This window comes from Cytobacillus stercorigallinarum (genome assembly GCF_014836495.1).
Classification (GTDB): Bacteria; Bacillota; Bacilli; order Bacillales; family Cytobacillaceae; genus Cytobacillus; species Cytobacillus stercorigallinarum.
This window is the reverse complement of the sequence record NZ_JACSQT010000006.1, coordinates 37532-58495: the sequence shown is the minus strand read 5'-3', so window position 1 is coordinate 58495 and position 20964 is coordinate 37532. Positions and strand designations below refer to the sequence as shown.

The following is a 20964-nucleotide window of genomic DNA, read 5'->3' as shown; positions in this document are numbered from 1 at the left end:
TAAGATTGTTAAACTTTCAAACAATTATTGTCGGATATGATGATTCTGAAAACAGCCGACACGCATTGGAAAAAGCACTTTCTTTCTCCACGATTGACACAAAAGTCATTCTAGCTCATGCTGATGAAGAAGTGATTGAACATTCTTATTCAGCAACTAAACAAAACCCTCAATTAAGATCGAATAATATGATTGTTGAAGGCATGCAAATACAACCTCTCCATATTAGTAATCATGCAGAAGAACAAACTTCACATTCCACAGTAATTAACAGTGTCGACCAAGCAATTACACATGCTAAACAAATTGCTGATGATGCTGGAGGGAAAATAGAAATAAAAATATTAGAAGGCAAACCGGCAGATGCCATATGCGAATTAGCAGAAGAATTAAATGCAGACATTATATTCGTAGGAAGTTCCTCAAAAGAAGGATTAAAAAGAATTTTCTTAGGAAGCAATAGTGAAAAAATAACAAAAGAAGCACCATGTAGTGTAATGGTCGTCAAATAATAAGCAAAAAACCCAACTTTGTTGGGTTTTTTAAAGCTATGTATTAAATGAATCAATATTGATGTTGAAGCTCTTCAATGACTTCAGCAAATCTCTCTTTAGCAGAGGTTTCATCAAAACTACTATAAATGCGGAAATGCTCTTCGTCAATAATTCGGTAATGTTGACTAATGATATTTTGCTGCAAAACATAACCGCTTTTATTCTGTATTTCCTTCCACCAAATCTTTCCACCTAGAGTTTTCTCTTTGCGAAAATCAATTCCCTCTCGCACTACTGTTTCAATTACTTCCAAAGGCTCGTTCCCGAATAAAAACCTGACTGTCTCTGTTTCTCTAAACAACGCGCACACAGCCACCACTGTCGACCAACCAGCATTTGCTCGACCTTTTTCAATTTGTACAAGTGTTTTCTTGGAAACCCCAACGATTTCTGCCATTTTGTCTTGTGTATAACCGGCTTCAGTACGAATTAAGCGCATCTTCTCCGAAACTTTTAATATGATTTCATCTCTAGTCAAAATCATTTCATTCCCTTGATTTATTTTTCGTGTATTTTTACACCTTTTCACATCGATTATAATTAAATTTTTCGAACCTTTCAAATAAAAAACGAAATGAATAACGCATATACATCCTACATTTGTTTAACAAATGTAATTTTATATTATAGATATATTTAAAAGTCCAATACACATCGATTGATAATCATATTAACATTGCAAGAAAGATTACTCAATTGAACACAACATAATTGCAAATAATTAAGAAATACGGACTATATAAAATGCCATTATTTTTATAAGATGCAGGCAATTTTCACCATCAATTTTATGGTGTTTATTAAGTGAAAAATCTATTGTCATTTGGGAATAGAGACTTCTCATACTTTTAAATAACCATCAATATTTTAATCAAAAGAAAAAACCCGAACACATGCCTTAAATCCTTCTTGAAAGAATTCATATGTGCTCGGATCTTAATGAAACCATTTTTGATTAATCCTCTTATAGGATTAACTTATTTAGCCAGTTTTTTTTCACGTCTCTCTTCTGCTGCTGTATTGTAAACAGCACAAGCTGCATCACCCGTAATATTAACAGCTGTACGTGCCATATCTAATAATCTGTCAATTCCAAGAATTAATGCAATTCCTTCTACAGGTAAACCAACTGATTGTAAAACCATCGCAAGCATAATTAAACCTACTCCCGGTACGCCTGCTGTCCCAATACTAGCAAGGACCGCTGTTAGAACTACTGTCAATAATTGGCCAACACTTAAATCTACTCCATAAACTTGAGCAATAAAAATGGTTGCCACACCTTGCATAATGGCTGTTCCGTCCATGTTAATGGTTGCACCTAAAGGTTGAACGAAACTACTAATATGCTTAGGAACTTTTAAGTTCTCTTGGGCTACTTCCATTGAGATTGGTAAAACAGCATTACTACTTGACGTACTAAATGCTACGCCCATTGCAGGTGAGAAACCTTTAAAGAACTTCAATGGGTTTTGTCTACCACCTAAGAAATACACTGTACCACCATATACAATAATTAAATGTATGATAAGTGCAGCAACTACTAGGATAAAATATAATCCCATTGCTTTAATTGCCGAGAAACCTTGACTTCCAATTGCTGAAGCAATCAAACCAAAAGTTCCGTATGGTGCAAACTTCATAACAACGCCAACAAGATACATCATAATCTCATTGCCTTGTTCGACCAATTTGATAATACCTTGTGTTTTTTCTCTTAACATTGTTAATGCAAAACCAATAAATGCTGCGAAAACAATGATTTGTAACATATCACCAGAAGTCATCGCTGCAAATGGATTAGCAGGAATCATATTAAGTAAGGTATCACTTACTGGTGGTGCCTCTTCTGCTTTAAATTCGGCATTTGCTGTGTCAAATGTGCCCACTTCGCCAGGTTTGAAAATTAACGCTAAAGAAATAGCAATGACTATAGCTATTGCCGTTGTTACAAGAAAGTATGAAATGGTTCTAACACCGATTCTCCCTAATTTTTTCGGATCCCCTAAGCCAGTAAATCCGAGAATAATTGAGAATAAAACTATTGGCACTACTAACATCTTAATTAAATTAAGAAAAATTTGTCCAAGCGGATAAAATAACCACGTATCTAATACTTCAAATACATTAGGAGCGGTTATATTTAAGATAATTCCGACAACTGCACCAACAAGTAACGCAATAATAATTTTTGTGGTAATTTTCATAGAAGTCCTCCCATAAAATAATATACTCGAGATACAATCGTAATATATACAAGTGTATTTCTGCAAAACATTTTGTCCATCCATGACGAAAAACAGAACTTTTTACCTATAAAATTGGTTATTTTTTACTTATTTATGTCGAAGGGGTGAGCTTTTTGTCGAAGTGGAAAATGAATATCGATTCCTCTCATACACTTCACTTATTAGAGCCTAATCATTCGCAGGATTTTTATTTATTAATTGAAAAAAATCGCGCCTATTTAGCTGAGTGGTTGCCATGGGTGCAATTCACAAATAGTATCGAAAAAACAAGTACAATGATCTCCTCATGGCTCCAACAATATCATACACAGAACGGGATATTCTTAGGTATATTTATAAATCAAAAATTAATCGGTTCCATTAGTCTTCATACGATAGACTGGCAAAATAAGCAAGCAAGCATTGGTTATTTATTGGATCAAACACATCAAGGGAAAGGTCTTATTACGAAATCAGCTAATCACCTCATTAACTATACATTTTCTCTTTTACATCTTCATCGCCTAGAAATAAAATGTGCCGTACAAAACGAAAAAAGCCGTAAAGTACCAGAAAGATTAGGTTTTACTCAAGAAGGTATTCTCAGAGACAACGAATACATTAATAACCATTTTCATGACCTTGTTCTTTATTCTCTGTTAAGTACAGATCACAATTGGTAAAAGATGTATAAATATTATACCCTTAATAAAACCCAGATGGAACAGAAATTCGTTTTTTCGCCCTTCATATTTACAGAATTTTTGAATAAAATAGTTTTAATTACGAAGTTTCCCTTTGACGGGTTATATTTTATTGAAGTATAATTATTTAAAATATTCAAACTGAGGTGGTAAAATGGGATATTCTATCGCATCGGTGGATTAGTGAAAATTGAGTTATTGCAGGAAATAGGCGTATATGAAGTTTCTTCTATATATTGTGATGAACTTTCTATGAAAAAGAACTACAATAGTTTACAAGATCATCGAAGCAATTCCATCTTTTTTTAAAATTAAAAACAAAAAACCTATACCTCTAAATTTGAAATAGGAATATTTAAGTATACATCAAATAGAATACTTAACTCATTGATTGCTTCGTTTGCTTGTAATAGGAGCTCATCTATTTTTCAATTCTCAGGAGGTGACACCCTACCCTTTATTGGGTTTAGGGAATTTATTTGGACATATTAAACTTGGTTATTGTTGCCATTTTAATTGGCTTAACGGCATTCTTTGTCGTTTCAGAATTTGCTATTGTGAAGGTACGTAGCTCAAAAGTGGATCAATTAATCGAAGAAGGTAGCAAGAGAGCCATTTCAGTAAAAAAAGTAACTACTCATTTAGATGAGTATTTGTCTGCCTGTCAATTAGGAATTACAATTACGGCATTAGCTCTCGGTTGGCTTGGTGAAACAACATTTGAAAATCTTCTCTTACCGTTATTCCAGTTGTTTCAAATACCTGCCTCATTATCTCATATTTTGATTATTGTATTCGCCTTTACGATCGTTACATTTTTACATGTTGTCGTTGGAGAGCTTGCGCCGAAAACAATTGCTATTCAGAAAGCCGAAGCGGTCACATTAATGGTAGCCAAGCCCTTAATTTGGTTCTATCGTATCATGTTCCCATTTATCTGGGTACTAAACGGATCCGCCAGATTGTTAACAAAATTGATTGGGTTAAAACCTGCTTCTGAACATGAAATGGCTCACTCTGAAGAAGAATTAAGAATCATCTTTTCAGAAAGTTATGAAAGTGGGGAAATTAACCAATCTGAATATAAATATGTGAACAAAATTTTTGATTTTGATGACCGTATTGCGAAAGAAATTATGGTTCCACGCACAGAGATTATTTCGATTTCTAAAGATGATTCTCTAGAGGAATTTTTGCCTATCGCGAAGAATGAGAAGTTCACACGCTATCCAATAATTGACGGTGACAAAGACCATATCATCGGTATGATCAACATGAAAGAAATTTTAACGGACCTAATTTCTTCTAAGTCTCAGACAACAATAAAATCAATATCATCTTATATTCGTCCTATCATTCGTGTAATCGATTCGACACCGATTCATGATTTGTTGTTAAAAATGCAAAAAGAACGTATTCATATGGCTATATTGATGGATGAATATGGCGGGACTTCAGGATTGGTGACAGTTGAAGATATAATCGAAGAAATTGTCGGTGATATTAGAGACGAGTTTGATGTAGACGAAGTACCGAGTGTTCAAAAAGTGAAAGAAAATCATTATATCTTAGAAGGAAAAGTATTAGTTAGTCAAATTAATGACATCTTAAATATTTCCATCAATGATGAAGACGTTGACACGATAGGTGGTTGGTTGTTAACTGAAAACTTCGAAGCCAAAGAAGGCGATTTTATTGAACAGGAGAACTTTGTGTTTACTATTGTAGAAATGGAAGATCACCATATCAAATTAGTGGAAGCATTCAAAAAACCAGTTATTGAAGAAATAGCTCCTTCCCAAATTCCTTTGTCTACGGAATCACAAGTACAAATGTGAAATAAAAACCGCGCTGAAATTCAGCGCGATTATTTTATTTCCTCCTTCATTTTTTAGGAAAAAACAAGCGGAAAATGGTTCCATTATTTGGTTCACTTTGAACATCTATTTTACCATTGTGTAAAGAGACTAATTGTTTTACGATTGACAAACCAATCCCAAATTCACCAAAATAACTGTTCGTTCTTGAACTATCCGCCTTATAAAATCTTTCCCAAATCCAATCAACTTCTTTTGGGTCTATCCCCATTCCATTATCCTCAATTTCAATACAGATGTCATGCTCATTCTCAAAGGCGCGCATGGATATCCATCCGTTTTCTGTAAATTGAATACTATTTTTAACAATATTAATAAGAATTTGGACCAATCGGTCATAGTCGGCATGAATAAAGATATCATCTGCTGCTTCAATATAAATTTGGTTGTTTTTTTCATCTGCTTGCATTAAAAGTTGCTCACTGACGACCTCAAATACCTCAATTGCTTGAATATCAATCATATGTAATTCCAATTGATTTGAACGAATCTTCTCGTAGTCTAAGTTTTCATTTACTAACCTAATCAGCCTTTTAGCTTCGCGGTCAATTAAATTCATCCCTTTATCAACTTCCCCTTCAGGAATCAATTGATTTTTAATGCCTTCCGCTAATCCACTAATTGTCGTTAAGGGTGTCCTTAGTTCATGTGAGACATCAGCAAGAAATTTTTGTCTGCGATTTTCTAGCCTTTCAATTTCCTCATGAGATTTTTTCAATTGCACAACCATCTCATTAAAGTCCCTTGCTAAATAGCCTAAATCATCCTTTGAATCATCTGGCACATGTACATTATAATCACCTGATGAAATCATTGATGTTGCTTTTCTAAATGCCCTCACTCTTGTTGATAAGTTACGGGAGAAGATTAAACTTAAAAAGATTGCTGCAGTTGCAGCGATAGCAATCGTATATAATAAATATTGATTAAGTTGTCCAATCATTTTTAAAGAAGTACTTATCGGCGAAAGTAATAAAATTCCACCCGTAATGTTTTCACCTTCCATTGATGGTAAAGCTACTAATGATACTTCCTGATCAAACCGTTTAATATCATGAAGAATCGTTACAGACTCACCCTTTGATAACTTGTCCCACTCTTTTTGGGAAAGCCGTATACTAGGGTCCATAGAAACATTGGGGTAGATAATATCTGCATTACTATCGAATAAAATATATTGAATATTTCTTGCTTCAAGCAGCTTACTATACTTGTTTAAAAATGTTTGAGGACTTTCTTCATGAATGGATACATCTTCTAGAATTTGCTGGCCATATTCATTTAATTCTTCCACTTTATTTTCAAAAATATAACTTCTTACAAATTGTGAAAAAATCAATCCCATTAAAAGAAACGCCAATATTAAAATAAGAACATGACTCGATAGCAGTTTAAGAAAATACTTATTTCTCATGAGCATCTGTCGACTCATCAAATTTATAACCTACACCCCACACAGTATGGATAAATGGTTGGTCTGCACTGCCTATCTTTTTCCTTAAACGTTTAATATGAACATCGACTGTTCTTTCATCTCCATAAAATTGGTATCCCCATACTTTATCAAGTAATTGTTCCCTTGAAAATACTTGTTTTGGATGTGTAATAAAGTAATACAGTAAATCGAACTCCTTAGGTGTTAAGTTTGAAAGCAGTTCATCTTTAAAATATACTTCTCTTGCTTCTTTACTAATTTTAAAAAAATGACTTGTCGTAAAATGATGATCCTTCTCTGTTGTATCTGATTGAAATCTCCTTGTTACTGCTTTAATCCTTGCCATTAATGTTAAAGGGCTAAATGGTTTCGTCACATAATCATCAGCACCCATCTCAAGCCCAAGTACTTGATCAGATTCACTGTCTTTCGCTGTTAACATAATAATAGGAACACTGCTAATATCACGAATTTTTCTGCATAATGTTACACCGTCCATAGCCGGGAGCATCCAATCGAGTATGATTAAATCCCAGTCTCCTTTATTAAACGCCTCAAACCCTGATTGTCCATCGTGGACAAAGGTTCCTCTATATCCTTCTTTCATGAAAAACATTTCAAGCATTGTACAAACACTTTCATTATCTTCAACTACTAATAAATTCATGTATAAACACCATCCTTTAAACAGGTAATCTAAGTTTATTTTAAAGACCTTATTTTATTCGAATGAATAGACATATTTTATTTTAATAAAAGAATTATATCTCATTTATGTGTCAAAACGGTGTTAAAAATATGAAAGTCACATTGCGTCCTCACTAAAAGTAATTGAAAGATGACTTCGATATTTATTTTCAATTTTAACAAAGGTATACTTAGGATAAATAGGAAGGTGAATAAAATAATGAATGACAAACCAGCATACAACGAATTAGACGAAGAAACTCTTTTTTTAGTCACACAAACTTTTAAAGCCTTATCTGATCCGACAAGGCTGAGAATCTTACATTTACTTTTTCACGAAGAACACTCGGTTAATGAGATTGCCGATAAGCTCTCTCTATTACAATCAACTGTCTCCCATCAATTAAGGTTTCTTAAAAACTTGCGACTAGTTAAATTCCGACGGGAAGGAACTACTTTATATTATAGTCACGATGATGAGCATGTTATGCATTTATTAAAACAAACAATAGAACACACTCGCCATTCTTAATTACATACATCCTCAAGGTTTGGACAACCACTGCTTCTGCCTTCAACTTGAATCGTACTATGATTGATTCCAAATTGATGAGATAGTAATTCTTTTGTTTCTTTAAGTACAGTGTCATGATGCCCGTCATCATTTAAGACTATATGGCAACTAAAAGCAGGGAACCCTGAAGTGATGGTCCAGAGATGGATATCATGGACATCGTCTACTTTATTAAGTGTTTTGATGGAAGCTTTAATTTGCTCAATTTGTATCCCATCAGGTGCCCCTTCCATCAATACATGAAAGGCTTCTTTTGTCACTCTATATCCACTATTTATAATCAGAATAGCAACAATTAAACTTGCTATAGGGTCAGCAATGCCCCAGCCAAAAAAGTAAATCAGTAATCCTGCTATAATCGCTCCTACTGAGCCAAGTAAGTCTCCAATTACATGAAGAAACGCACTTTTCACATTGAGGTTTTCATCTTTGTCACCTTTCATTAAGATAACAGCTGCTACTATATTAACAAGAAAACCAATTGTAGCGATTGTTAACATTCCTAAGCTTGCTACTTCGGGCGGTGAGATAAACCTTTTCACGCTTTCAATCATGATCAGTATAGCAATGACTATTAAAGTTACCCCATTGATTGCCGCCGCTAAAATTTCAAACCTTTTAAATCCAAATGTTTTTTTGTTTGTTGATTCCCTTTTAGCTACCTTGATGGCGATATAACTTAACCCTAAAGCGGCTGCATCACTTAACATATGGCCTGCATCCGATAAAAGTGCTAAACTATTCGTCCACAGTCCACCAATAAACTCAATAAGCATGAATCCAAAAATTAAACAGAAGGTCAGTAATAAAACATTTTGATTGTTAGACGAATGATGCGTATGTGAATGTGAATGATGATGACTCATTATATTTCACCCCTCATATATGAATATATGTTCATATATTACATTATGACAAACTTAACGAAATTGTTCAAATGTTTTTGTATAAAACCGAATGAAAAGTTTGTTTGTAGCCTAAAATATGGTATTGTTTACAAAAATGATATAAAACATCACCAAAATCAAAAGAACAAAGCTTCTTCAACAGAAAGTAGGATTTTTTCATGATAAAAGCACTCTTCAAAAGTAAAGCATTTCTTATCTATAAGTTTATAATGATTATCGTTGGTGCTGTACTTGCTGCTTTATCAATTGAATTATTTCTTATACCTAATCTGATTATAGATGGCGGAATTATTGGTATTTCTTTAATTGTTAACCATTTAACTACCGTCCATTTCGGTGTATTAATTATTTGTTTTAATATTCCTTTTTTAATTGCTGGCTATAAGCTATTAGGAAAAAGTTTTTTTCTTGCGTCCTTAATAGGTATTATCTCTTTAGCAGCAGTCGAATCACTATTCCATCATACGACTCCTTTTACATCTACCCCATTACTGGCAACAGTATTCGGAGGTGTCATTCTAGGAGCTGGAGTGGGCCTAGTCATTAAATATGGTGGTGCGTTAGATGGGACCGATATTATGGCTATTCTTCTCACAAAAAAAATCCCCTTTTCTATAGGGGAATTTATCATGTTCTTTAATATTTTCGTTTTTGTCTGGGCAGGGTTCGTCTTAGGATGGGAACAAGCCATGTATTCAATTATCACTTACTATATTGCTTCTAAAACGATTGATATGGTTGTACAAGGATTTGAAGGAGATACGAAAGCTGTGCTCATCGTTTCTGACAATTATAAGGAGATGGCTGATTGTATTATTACAAAGCTAGGAAGAAGTGTCACGAAGTTGAACGGCAAAGGTGGATATATTAATTCAGATAAAGAAATTATCTACGTTGTTGTGACGCGATTAGAGTTATCGAAACTTAAAACAATCATTGCCGAAATTGATCCCCTTGCTTTTACAACTATTATGGACACACAAGAAGCACGAGGCAGTAAATTTAAATCGGCTCTTCATTAATTTAAAAAAATAATACCATTCATCTATTTGTATAAAAAAATACGAACAGAATCGATTCAAATCAGAACTGTTCGTATTTGTCACGATTACTGAATTTTTCAATGATCACCTTTATAGATATTTTCTATGAAGCGTCTTTCCATCATAAGTAAAAACCATTTCTTTCTCTTCTACAATTGTTTCCAAATGAACCGCTCTTCCCCATAACTGATGTACATAAGGAAGGACTTTTTCTAAATATTTCAAATCAAGCTCAATCCCTTCAAACCAATGCTTTAAATACAACTCACCATTTTTCATATAATCCCCATCATTTACCGTCAGATAAGGAAATCCTCCATTTACTCTCATATTTACTAGCTGATCACGAACATTTTCCCAGCCTTTATCGACAACTTTATAATCTTTTCCTTGCTTTTGAAATAAATACATATCCTCTCTCATCACTAAATCCTTTGTTAAGTAATTCCGGATAAATGAGATATCAGATTCAATTTCGCGTACTTCAAACATTTTTTCCCTTCCAGAGCCAACCTCTATTCCTCTCTGAATCATTTCTTCCGTCGGATGATTATATCGCTCCTCAATATCCTCAAAAATCTTCAAGCCGAGGTAATATGGATTAATACTTGTTTTTGATGGTTGCACCACACCCGCATTTAATTTCGCAAATTCCAAAGCTTCCCCAGAAGTGAGATCCATCTCCCTTAAAATTCGTTGATGCCAAAAAGAGGCCCAGCCTTCGTTCATAATTTTTGTCTCAAGTTGTGGCCAAAAGTAGAGCATCTCTTCTCGCATCATTGTTAAGATATCTCTCTGCCAATCAGTCAATTCACGGCTATATTGTTCAATAAATAAAAGAATATCTTTTTCTGGTTTAGGTGGGAACTTTTTCATTTTCTTCTTTTTTTGTTTCACTTCTTTTTGATCAAGTCCCCATAAATCGTCATAAGGTGTTTCAACAGGAAAAGACGAACTCTCTTCTTCCTCATTATCATCCCAAATAAATTTCGGACGCATGAGAGAAGGATCTATATGTTCTTCAATAGCTAAAATGGCATCTAAAAATGTCTCTACTTCTTTTTTGCCATAGTCAATTTCATATTTTCTAATCCGTTCTGCCGTAGCGGACATGCTTTCAACCATATCTCTCTTCGTATTTTGGAATCGAACATTATTTTTGAAAAAGTCACAGTGAGCAAGAACATGTGCGACAATTAATTTGTTTTGAATTAAAGAGTTGGAATTCAATAAAAAAGCATAACATGGATCAGAGTTAATCACCAATTCATATATTTTTGACAAACCGAGGTCATAATGTAGTTTCATCTTAAAAAACTGCTTTCCAAAACTCCAGTGTGAAAATCTTGTTGGCATTCCATAAGCACCAAAAGTATAAATGATCTCTGCTGGACAAACCTCATATCTCATTGGATAAAAATCCAGACCAAAACCTGTGGCGATTTCTGTGATTTCGTCTATTGCATATTCTAACGATTTGTGTTCACTACCAAGCATTCTCTCACTCCTATCTTCACCTTTAACATAATCTATGATAGAAAAAAGAGAATGATGAGTACACTTCAGTCATTCAAACAAGACTTTTAGTGATCCAATAATCTTCATTTAGACAAACAAAGGATGCCCTTAAAATGAGCATCCTTTGTGAAATAATTATTTTTTTCTAAAGAAGTCGCTAGGCGTCTACTACATTTTTTTCACTTTCGCTCCTGCTCTTCAACAGTTAAATTTAAAAATTTACTATCGTCTAATCGATGAGTTACTTTGACAAGTACAGTCAAATCTTTACCATCTTCTTTTACTTGAAATATAAAAGTATCAATGACTTCATATTCTGAAATCATACGTCTTCCAGCGTACTGATAATCAACCACTTCTTCTTCCGGGTAATCTTCCTTCACAACCGCTGTTGCGATTCTTCCGTATTTTTTATAATCGACTTTTTCTTTATGCTCTCCATGTGTATGTACGTCGGCAAATACTGGTGCCTGAATGTAATTCAAACATACTGCAGTAAGTAACAATAAAAGTAGCTTTTTCATTAATAAACCCCCGTTTATCTAAAATCACTACTTGTAGCTTTTTCAAATTGTAACTTGATTATGTATAAATAAAAGAATTTAATTTTATACAGGTAAAACTTGAAAAACGTTAAATAACAGGTTGACCAAATTTTTGCTTGAAAAAATAATTCATTATAGCTCAAACTATTCTTAACTCCCAAGGGAGGAGAATGATAATGAATAAAGTGGATTATGACCGCGCGCTATATTATACTCACCGTTCCGAATGGGATAATTTACTCATTCTTATGGTTAGAACAAGTGATCAATTTTTAGCGAAAAAAATAGAGCATTTTCTTCATGCGTACAATTTTGAAAAAGATTACACGATAATCGAGCAGCATCTATATACACTTCTTCGTTATATTGATCACGCCAATCAATTATCGGAAGAAGAAATGAAAACAGCTTCACCCTATTTTATGTAGAATTCCACCAAATAATGTAAGAGCACTATCTATCGTAGTGCTCTTCTTTTAATTGACAAAGTTATTTTTCACTGCAAAAATGGCCGCTTGTGTGCGGTCATCGACGTCTAATTTTGACAAAATATGAGAGACATGTGTTTTTACCGTTTTCTCTGTTATAAATAGATCGGCCGCTATTTCTTTATTGGATTTACCTTTTCCCATTTCCGATAATACTTCTTTTTCTCTTTTTGTAAGTTCATGCCATAAATGTATGCCATCATTTTCATGAGAGAACTTTGACATTAAATGCGTTGTCGCTTTAGGATGAATATAATTTTCCCCATCCATTATTCCGTTCATTGTTTTTACGAGCTCATCTGGTTCTACATCCTTCAGTTGATAACCTGATGCACCTGCTGCTATTGCAGAGAGACTATGGCTTCGATCTGAGAAACTTGTTAGTATGAGTATTTTTACTTGGGGAAATTTCTTCCTAATTACTTTGGTTGCTTCAACCCCATTCATATCAGGCATATCAAGATCCATTAAAATAAGATCGGGCATGTATTGTTCTGTTAATCTTATTGCTTCCTCTCCAGTACTACCCTCGCCAACGATATGAATATTCTTTTGGGTTTTCAAAAAAAAGATGAGCCCTTTTCTTACAACATGATGATCGTCAATAATTAATACATTCACCCGTTAGTCCCTCCTCTCCTAATTGAACAGATCTATAATGACTTTCGTCCCATTCCCTTCACTAGTGAATATTTCCATTGTACCGTTCTGCCTTTCAGCTCGTTGACGCATATTCCTCAATCCATGAGAAGGTAAGATTACTGATGGACTGTAATTAAACCCAACACCTTGATCAGTGATAATCATCTGTACTTTCTGTTTCTCCTGGTTAAAATCAATTGCAATTTCAATCTTATCCTGACCAGAATGCTTCTTACAATTCATCATCGCCTCTTGGGCTATCCTCCATAAAGTTTCTTCTGTTTGTCCAGAAATATTTGTTAATGTATTAACATGACAATATAACTGAAGACCAAGCATTTCACTGTATTCCTTTAATGATGAAAGCAACCCGTTTTCTAAACTTTTTGGTTGTAACTGCCAAATTAGATCGCGCATTTCATGAAGTGCTTGTTGGGATAGTTCTTGTATATAAGTAAATGTTTCTTGTACTGTTTTAGATTTTGTTAATTCTCTTCCACCTCGAGCCGTTAAACTCACCGAAAATAACAACTGATTGACAGAGTCATGCAATTCCTGAGCCAGGCGATTTCTTTCCTCAATAAGGGCCATTTCTCTCTCTCTCTCAGTTAATGCCATTCTTTTCAATGTCGATCCTATCTGAAAAGCAACAGATTCTAATAAAGAAAGTTCCTTTTCCGAAAAGTGAATTTTATTCGGAGCTCCTACATTTAAAATGCCAAACATTTCTTCACCAAAGCGGAGGGGAACTGTTGCATGATGTGTTAATCCTTCAATATCTGCATGTCCATCCTTCTTTGCATCTTCAATTCTTTTACAATTAATAATATTACTCGCACGATTTAATTCTCCGTTATTGTAACGGTTGACACACCAGCATTCTTTCGTACACATAGGAGCTAGCTGATTCCTTGTTAATGCTTGGGGCAAATGATGATATGCGATTAGAGTAGGTTCATTATTCTTGATTAAAAAAAGCCACCCTGTTTTTAATCGGGTTACTTGTAACAATCTTTCTAATACAGCAGACAATGTTTCTCTCATTTCGCTTCCTTCATTAAGTAATTCCGCAATTTCCTTAAGTATTACTGCTTCACGAATTTGTTGATCCACCATTCGCTAAACCCTCTCTTTATAATGATTATAATGAGTATTGATGCAATAATCTTCATTCGCAACAATGAATATATCTCAGTCTAAAGTCTTATGTATCAAGCCTGTTCGATTACTGTTTCCAACTATAAATTTGTGAATATTCAGTAATCCTTTCACAAAGCGCTCAAACACGTTTTTCTTCTGATCTGCATGCAAATCTACTTTACGCGGTTCAAAGGATGATGTTGGCTACCTTACTTAATTAAAAAAAAGCCGAACATCATTCGCATCCTTTACATAGATTGGAATGATGTTCGAATTTTTTGCTTTCATTTAGTTTTTTAATTCCTCTTGCATCAATTGATCCACTTTCTTCATTAATTCCATTTGAACATGGTCAAGCTTTTCTTGACTCAAGCTTAATGATTCGCTTTTCACACCAAAGTAAAATTTAATTTTTGGTTCCGTTCCTGATGGGCGCAAACAAATCCAAGTACCATCTGCGAAGAAATATTTTAATACATTAGATTTCGGAAGATGGATATCCGAAAAATTACGATTACTATCCGTGCGAATACTTGTTAAATAATCTTCTGTCGCGATATGACTAAGACCTTCTATATCCATTGAAGATGTATTTCTAAACTTGGAAAGTATGTTTGCAATTGTTTTTGTACCTGATTGGCCTTTTAAAGTGATCGACTTTAATCCTTCGCGAAAATAGCCATACTTTTCATAAATCATCATTAATACATCATATAGTGTTTGGCCCTTTTCTTTATAAAAAGCTGCGGCTTCAGCAATTAATAATGCGGCTTGAACAGCATCTTTATCTCTAGCAAAATCACCAATCAAATAACCATAGCTTTCTTCATAACCAAAAAGGAATTTATACTCACCTGTTGTTTCATATTCTTTAATTCTCTCAGCAATAAATTTGAAACCTGTGAGTACATCTATTGTTGTTAAACCAAACGAAGCGGCAATTTCACTTCCAAGTTCTGAAGTAACAATTGTTTTCAGTACAATTCCATTTGCCGGAATGCTATCTTTATCCTTCTTTTGTGACAGCATATAGTAAAGGATTAAAGCACCTGTCTGATTGCCTGTCAGAAGCTCATATTCATTCTTGTCATTTTTAACTGCTATACCTAGTCTATCGGCATCAGGGTCAGTAGCAATAAGTAAATCCGCATCTACCTCTTTGCCTTTTTTTATAGCTAACTTAAATGCAGACCTTTCTTCCGGATTAGGGCTGTCTACTGTTGGAAAATCACCATCGGGTTTTTCTTGTTCCTCTACAATATGAACATGCTTATAATTCAAGCTTGCAAGACCTTCTCTAACCGGCTTATTGCCTGTGCCATGTAGTGGAGAAAATACGATAGTAAGATCCGTTCTTTCACCTATCGAACGGTCTTCAGAAATTGTCTGCAACTTTTGAACATAAGCCCGATCAATAGCTGAGCCAATTGTAACAATCAGTTCTCTTTCTCTTAAGATTGATTCTTCTTCTACTTCAATAAGTAACTCGTTTTCAATTTCATTTACTTTTGCAATAACCGTATCAGCATCCTCTGGAATCAATTGTGCTCCGTCTGGTCCATATACTTTGAAGCCATTGTATTCTCTTGGATTATGACTAGCTGTAATAACAATACCAGCATATGCATGCAAATATCTTACAGCAAACGAAAGCTCCGGTGTGGGTCTTAGCTCATCAAAAATATATGTTTGAATATCATTTGAAGCAAGCGTTTTTGCCGCTTCTAAAGCAAATTCTGGTGACATATGTCTTGAATCATAAGCAATCACAACACCTCTTACTTTTGCTTCCTGTCCTTTTTCAATTATGTATTTGGCTAAACCGTAAGAGGCTTTTCTAACGGTATATATATTCATTCTATTTGTGCCTACACCAATCTCGCCTCTCATCCCACCAGTTCCGAACTCGAGGTTTTTATAAAACGCATCTTCTAGATGGTTTTCATTGTCATTTAATTGAATTAATTCTTCTTTCATTTCAGTCGTCAATTGTGAATATGTATTCCATCTATCGACATTGCTTTTCCAATCCATCGTATTTATTTCCCCCCTAGTTAAATACCTCATTCCATTATCGACTAAATTAATCCATTTTGTAAGCTATTCTCTCTTATTAAAAATAGTTGATTTTTATAAAATTTTCAATAAATTAATGCAATTTCCATTTCATTAGATGGATAATCCCAAGAGCCCCAATGAATAATCCTCCCAAAAAGAACACGAACAAATAAATTTGTTCGTGAAAAGGATACTGTCCATAGATTTATTTATGATGACGATATTGAATTTGATAAATATCATGCCTTCTATCTTTTAAATGTCTTACCGTTCCGTCTTGTCTTTTCCTTCTTAATACCTCTAAATCTACATCTCCAATTTGCACCATTTCGATATTTGCATTCGTTTCTCCCACAATCCCATCCTTAGGAAACTCGAAATCTGAAGGTGAAAATATTGCTGATTGTGCATATTGTATATCCATATTTTCTGCTTGTGGTAAATTCCCGACTGTGCCGGATATTGCCGTATAAATTTGATTTTCTATTGCACGAGCTTGTGCACAGTATCGAACCCGTAAATACCCTTCTCTGTCTTCGGTACAAAAAGGAACGAATATAATTTTTGCCCCCATATCAGTTGCTATTCGGGCTAATTCTGGGAATTCAATATCATAACAAATTTGAATCGCTATTTTTCCGCAATCTGTATCAAAGACGCGGACAGAGTCGCCTGGCGATATCCCCCACCATTTTCTTTCATTAGGAGTAATATGGAGCTTATATTGCTTTTCAATTGTACCGTCACGTCTAAACAAATAGGCTATATTATAAATTTTATCCTCATCTTCTTTTACAAAATGAGATCCTCCAATAATATTTATGTTATATCTAACTGCTAAATCAGTAAATAATTGTATATATTCTTCTGTATACTCAGTAAGCTTTCTTATGGCAAGACTCGGTACTTTCTCGTCCAAAAATGACATTAATTGCGTCGTAAATATCTCTGGAAAAACCGCAAAGTCCGCTTCTGCATCTGACGCAACATCTGTAAAATACTCAACTTGACTAGCGAAGTCTTCGAATGACTGAATTTGGCGCATCATATATTGTACGACACAAATTCTAACTGGGTAACTTGTTTTATAAAATCTTTTCGTCGTCGATTTATAATCAACATTATTCCATTCCATTAATGTTGCGTATTTATTGGATTGCCTATCATCTGGTAAGTAATTCGGATTTATCCTCATCAGTGTAAAACCATTTAATAATTGAAAGGATAAAACAGGATCATATATTTTATGAAGTGATACTTCATTGACATATTCTCTCGGACTCATCTCTTTTGCATGCTTATGATAATTCGGGATCCGCCCCCCAATAATAATACTCTTCAGGTTTAACTCCCGAGCTAGCTCCTTTCTTTGCTCATAAAGACGATGCCCAATCTTCATTCTACGATATTCAGGATGAACCATTACTTCAATTCCATACAAATTGTAGCCATCATCATTATGATTAGTAATATAACCATCATCTGTCACATCAGCCCAAGTATGGCGATCATCATATTCATCAAAATTAATAATTAAACTAGAACAGGAGCCAATGATTTCACCATCATATTCTGCCACAAACTGCCCTTCTGGAAATATATTTAAATGACTTTCAAGATGATCTCTCTTCCATGGATCCATTCCAGGAAAACATACCTCTTGAAGCGCGATAATTTTATCGATATCTTCGTCTTTCATATTTCTAATAATCATTTTTTTCTCAAATTTACTTAAATCTAATTTTCTCATAAATACTCCCCTTATTTTCATTGAAACAAACGTTTGTTAATTCTTATACCCCTATTCTCCTATTTCTAACCTTAGTCTAAGGCCTTCCTATAGATTCATTTGTCAACACATAACTATGCTTATTTTGTGTGCATTTTATGACTTTTTATAGAATTTTTTTAAGCATCGTTTATTTTTACGATAAAGAGACGTATAATTTGTTAAAATACGTTAGTATACATATTTTTCATTTCGCCTATAAATATGAAAAAAGGGAGAACGTTATGAAACCAACAGAAAAGAAGGATGCGAGGGAAAGTATACTGTTTACAGCATGGGCTGCCTCAGTCGTTGCAGTGTTCGGCAGTTTATATTTTTCGGAGATTAGACAGTATGAGCCATGTGAATTATGCTGGTACCAAAGAATTCTTATGTATCCTCTCATTGTCATTTTAGGCATAGCAGTAGTTAAAAAAGACTTTCGAATCAGCTTTTATACGATGATTTTATCTGGAATTGGAGGACTCATCTCTATTTACCATTACGGGATTCAAAAGCTTTCTTTTTTAACTGAAACCGCTCCAGCATGTGGCAGAGTTCCTTGTACGGGACAATATATTAACTGGTTTGGCTTTATTACCATTCCATTTCTAGCATTGGTAGCATTTATTATTATTTTTATTTGTAGTGTCATGATATGGAAAAGAACGAAGGGGGAGACGACGAAATGAAAAAAATCATCATATTCTTAGCAGTCATTATTATCCTTTTTGGAGGAGTTGCACTGTTAACAAAAATGCAGAACGATCAAAAAGTATCAGGGGACAACCCTTATGGAACAACTGATCTAGAGCAAGAAACGATTGATCAGTTAGATGATCCTAATTATAGCAACATTGTGCTACCGGAGGATTTAGACAATCAATTAAATGAAAGCGGCGAAGCTACTGTATACTTTTTTAGTCCAACATGCCCTCACTGCCAAAGAACAACTCCAATTGTTGCTCCTTTATCCGATGACATGGGCGTTGACTTATTACAATACAACTTACTAGAATTCGATCAAGGTTGGAATGACTTTGGCATTTCTGAAACACCAACTATTGTGCATTATGAAGATGGAAAAGAAGTTGCTCGTATTACGGGATACCAAGAAGAAGCTGTATTTCAAGATTGGTTTGAGGAAAACGTAACAGAATAAAAAGAATAAAAGAAAAACGACCAAAATGATCATGAATTTGGTCGTTTTTTGTTCATTACACGCTTTTAAATTGATTCTTACTGTAAGTATGTTTGATCGATATTCATTGACTCTTTTGTTTGTTCAGGAAGGAAATGATGAAAGGAAAATGGGAAAGAGATATCAAATCGATTTAAAATCTCAGTATTTCTATTAAATAACTCACAATGCTCTTTCTTCAGCCCTTCATTTTCAAGCAGATGCATTAAAGTTTGTAAACTAGCCATTACCGAGTAAGCATCTCCCAAAGTATCCATACACTTCTCTGTCGGCTTTAAAATATTCATATCACCAAATGTCTGTAATTCTTTCTCTGAAAAATAATGAGGTAACACATGATGTAACATTTTATCCACCAATGCTTCAATTTGCTCCTCTTGTTCTGTTGTTGCCGCAAAAACTACTTTCACAAGTAACCCACCTTTGTTCACTAATACTTCATGATTACCAATAGAATAGCATAAACTACTTTTGCCTCTTGGTGGTAATTATCACCATGATTTTATATACTATTGATGCAACTATTGTTTTCTAAAAGAGAGGATGAATAATCCTTGATAAAATACACTTTTCATCTATATGAATGAACACTAGCTGATATGCTTAAATGGAAGGAAGTAAATAATGGTAACAGTAAGTAAAAAAGGAGAATGGTTTGAATTAACCATTCCAAAGAAATGGGCGGGTCAATCTGCTATGCAATTGTTTAGAGAGATTTGGGGCGCCCCTAAAAAGCTTACCCATCAAATGCGCATGGAACACTGCGTAAAAAAGAATAACCACCCTATTGTATGGGAAAAGCCACTAATACAAGGAGATCGGTTACAATTCAAACTTTTGGCTGATCATCAAGTGGAGACACTGGAGAATGATGGTTTCTTTAAAGATGTAGATGTTAAGTACGAGGATGATCATTTAATCATTTTTAACAAACCTGCTGGGATGGAAACACACCCACACAACTTAGTTCAAAAAAACACCCTTTTAAATGCAGCCAAATTTTATATGCAAACGCAGGGTGAATCTACTTACATCCGCCATATTCACCGTTTAGATAAGGATACATCTGGCTTAGTATTGTTTGCCAAACATTCTTTAGCAGGCGCTATCCTTGATACAGAACTTGCACAAAGATCAATCAAGCGCACGTATATGGCTCTCGTCCATGGACAATTAAAAAATAAACATGATAGTATTGAATTTCCCATTGGTAAGGATCGCCATCATTCTAATAAGCGGAGAGTCTCAACTACAGGTCAGTATGCTAAAACGACTTATGACGTCCAAGCTTACGACAGCAAAAGAAATATTTCACTCATCACTTGTCAACTTGATACGGGGAGAACCCATCAAATTCGTGTCCATTTAAGTCATATCGGACATCCACTCGTTGGGGATCATTTATATGGTGGGAATCATCTTCTAACTAGACAAGCATTACATGCATATAAACTTGAATGGCAGCACCCCTTCACAAAAGAAAAGCAGGAGATTACTTGCCCGGCACCAGCAGACTTCCGTTCAATATCTCCATAAAAGTCAATTAGGAAAAACTTTAAAAATAAAAAAACGAACAAATTCGAGTTTCTGAATC

General features: G+C 34.4%; 21 protein-coding genes. 9 read left to right on the top strand and 12 right to left on the bottom strand.

The annotated features are described in order from the left end of the window. The first annotated feature begins 5 nt into the window (after window positions 1-5). Window positions 6-512, top strand: coding sequence for a universal stress protein (locus H9655_RS12995; RefSeq protein ID WP_191814659.1), 507 nt, complete (start codon window positions 6-8; stop codon window positions 510-512). Window positions 513-564: 52 nt separating this feature from the next. Here the strand turns inward: H9655_RS12995 and H9655_RS12990 are convergent, their stop codons facing one another. Together H9655_RS12990 and H9655_RS12985 are read right to left on the bottom strand one after the other, a co-directional pair. Continuing rightward, entirely contained in the window at window positions 565-1032 is a 468-nt protein-coding gene (locus H9655_RS12990) for a helix-turn-helix transcriptional regulator (RefSeq protein WP_191815030.1), read from the bottom strand. A 499-nt stretch (window positions 1033-1531) separates the two neighbouring features. Further along, a complete protein-coding gene (locus H9655_RS12985; protein ID WP_191814657.1) occupies window positions 1532-2761 on the bottom strand; it encodes a dicarboxylate/amino acid:cation symporter in 1230 nt (409 codons plus the stop codon). Window positions 2762-2916: 155 nt separating this feature from the next. Here H9655_RS12985 and H9655_RS12980 point away from each other — a divergent pair, with 155 nt between their 5' ends. After that, a complete protein-coding gene (locus tag H9655_RS12980) occupies window positions 2917-3465 on the top strand; it encodes a GNAT family N-acetyltransferase (protein WP_191814655.1) in 549 nt (182 codons plus the stop codon). Between the two features lie 500 nt (window positions 3466-3965). Further along, a complete protein-coding gene (locus H9655_RS12975) occupies window positions 3966-5324 on the top strand; it encodes a hemolysin family protein (protein WP_191814653.1) in 1359 nt (452 codons plus the stop codon). A 46-nt stretch (window positions 5325-5370) separates the two neighbouring features. On the opposite strand, the gene H9655_RS12970 is transcribed toward H9655_RS12975, so the two are convergent. Both H9655_RS12970 and H9655_RS12965 read right to left on the bottom strand, forming a co-directional pair. Beyond that, complete coding sequence (locus H9655_RS12970; protein WP_318245485.1) at window positions 5371-6708, bottom strand: HAMP domain-containing sensor histidine kinase; 1338 nt, start codon at window positions 6706-6708, stop codon at window positions 5371-5373. A 58-nt stretch (window positions 6709-6766) separates the two neighbouring features. Next, on the bottom strand, window positions 6767-7465 hold the full coding sequence (locus H9655_RS12965) for a response regulator transcription factor (RefSeq protein WP_191814651.1): 699 nt from the start codon (window positions 7463-7465) through the stop codon (window positions 6767-6769). 240 nt (window positions 7466-7705) lie between these two features. Between H9655_RS12965 and H9655_RS12960 the strand changes: the two genes are divergently transcribed. Continuing rightward, on the top strand, window positions 7706-8017 hold the full coding sequence (locus H9655_RS12960; RefSeq protein WP_191814649.1) for an ArsR/SmtB family transcription factor: 312 nt from the start codon (window positions 7706-7708) through the stop codon (window positions 8015-8017). Here the strand turns inward: H9655_RS12960 and H9655_RS12955 are convergent. After that, window positions 8014-8925, bottom strand: coding sequence for a cation diffusion facilitator family transporter (locus H9655_RS12955; RefSeq protein WP_191814647.1), 912 nt, complete (start codon window positions 8923-8925; stop codon window positions 8014-8016). The genes H9655_RS12960 and H9655_RS12955 overlap by 4 nt on opposite strands. Before the next feature lie 251 nt (window positions 8926-9176). Here H9655_RS12955 and H9655_RS12950 point away from each other — a divergent pair, with 251 nt between their 5' ends. Then, the gene (locus tag H9655_RS12950; RefSeq protein WP_404826096.1) at window positions 9177-9989 is read left to right on the top strand and encodes a YitT family protein; all 813 of its coding nucleotides are present in this window, start codon (window positions 9177-9179) and stop codon (window positions 9987-9989) included. Between the two features lie 111 nt (window positions 9990-10100). Here the strand turns inward: H9655_RS12950 and H9655_RS12945 are convergent, their stop codons facing one another. After that, entirely contained in the window at window positions 10101-11507 is a 1407-nt protein-coding gene (locus H9655_RS12945) for a SpoVR family protein (protein WP_191814643.1), read from the bottom strand. Between the two features lie 200 nt (window positions 11508-11707). Beyond that, a complete protein-coding gene (locus H9655_RS12940) occupies window positions 11708-12052 on the bottom strand; it encodes a DUF3889 domain-containing protein (protein ID WP_191814641.1) in 345 nt (114 codons plus the stop codon). 197 nt (window positions 12053-12249) lie between these two features. On the opposite strand from H9655_RS12940, the gene H9655_RS12935 reads away from it, so the two are divergent. Continuing rightward, the gene (locus H9655_RS12935; RefSeq protein WP_095369951.1) at window positions 12250-12501 is read left to right on the top strand and encodes a YhdB family protein; all 252 of its coding nucleotides are present in this window, start codon (window positions 12250-12252) and stop codon (window positions 12499-12501) included. Window positions 12502-12549: 48 nt separating this feature from the next. On the opposite strand, the gene H9655_RS12930 is transcribed toward H9655_RS12935, so the two are convergent. From H9655_RS12930 to H9655_RS12915, 4 genes are all read right to left on the bottom strand, one after another. Continuing rightward, window positions 12550-13182 carry a response regulator gene (locus H9655_RS12930; protein WP_191814639.1) on the bottom strand — a complete coding sequence of 211 codons (633 nt, stop codon included), beginning with the start codon at window positions 13180-13182 and terminating at the stop codon, window positions 12550-12552. An 18-nt stretch (window positions 13183-13200) separates the two neighbouring features. Further along, complete coding sequence (locus H9655_RS12925; RefSeq protein WP_191814637.1) at window positions 13201-14319, bottom strand: GAF domain-containing sensor histidine kinase; 1119 nt, start codon at window positions 14317-14319, stop codon at window positions 13201-13203. Window positions 14320-14631: 312 nt separating this feature from the next. Continuing rightward, window positions 14632-16377: a phospho-sugar mutase gene (locus H9655_RS12920; protein WP_191814635.1), complete on the bottom strand. Its 1746-nt coding sequence runs from the start codon at window positions 16375-16377 to the stop codon at window positions 14632-14634. A 229-nt stretch (window positions 16378-16606) separates the two neighbouring features. Further along, a complete protein-coding gene (locus H9655_RS12915; RefSeq protein WP_191814633.1) occupies window positions 16607-18151 on the bottom strand; it encodes a bifunctional GNAT family N-acetyltransferase/carbon-nitrogen hydrolase family protein in 1545 nt (514 codons plus the stop codon). Window positions 18152-18414: 263 nt separating this feature from the next. Here H9655_RS12915 and H9655_RS12910 point away from each other — a divergent pair, with 263 nt between their 5' ends. Together H9655_RS12910 and H9655_RS12905 are read left to right on the top strand one after the other, a co-directional pair. Beyond that, on the top strand, window positions 18415-18861 hold the full coding sequence (locus H9655_RS12910; protein ID WP_191814631.1) for a disulfide oxidoreductase: 447 nt from the start codon (window positions 18415-18417) through the stop codon (window positions 18859-18861). Further along, on the top strand, window positions 18858-19331 hold the full coding sequence (locus H9655_RS12905; protein ID WP_191814629.1) for a thioredoxin family protein: 474 nt from the start codon (window positions 18858-18860) through the stop codon (window positions 19329-19331). Before H9655_RS12910 ends, H9655_RS12905 begins: the two co-directional genes overlap by 4 nt. A 77-nt stretch (window positions 19332-19408) precedes the next feature. On the opposite strand, the gene H9655_RS12900 is transcribed toward H9655_RS12905, so the two are convergent. Continuing rightward, window positions 19409-19780, bottom strand: coding sequence for a DUF5365 family protein (locus H9655_RS12900; RefSeq protein ID WP_191814627.1), 372 nt, complete (start codon window positions 19778-19780; stop codon window positions 19409-19411). A gap of 214 nt (window positions 19781-19994) precedes the next feature. On the opposite strand from H9655_RS12900, the gene H9655_RS12895 reads away from it, so the two are divergent. After that, window positions 19995-20906: an RluA family pseudouridine synthase gene (locus H9655_RS12895; RefSeq protein WP_191814625.1), complete on the top strand. Its 912-nt coding sequence runs from the start codon at window positions 19995-19997 to the stop codon at window positions 20904-20906. Window positions 20907-20964: the final 58 nt, after the last annotated feature.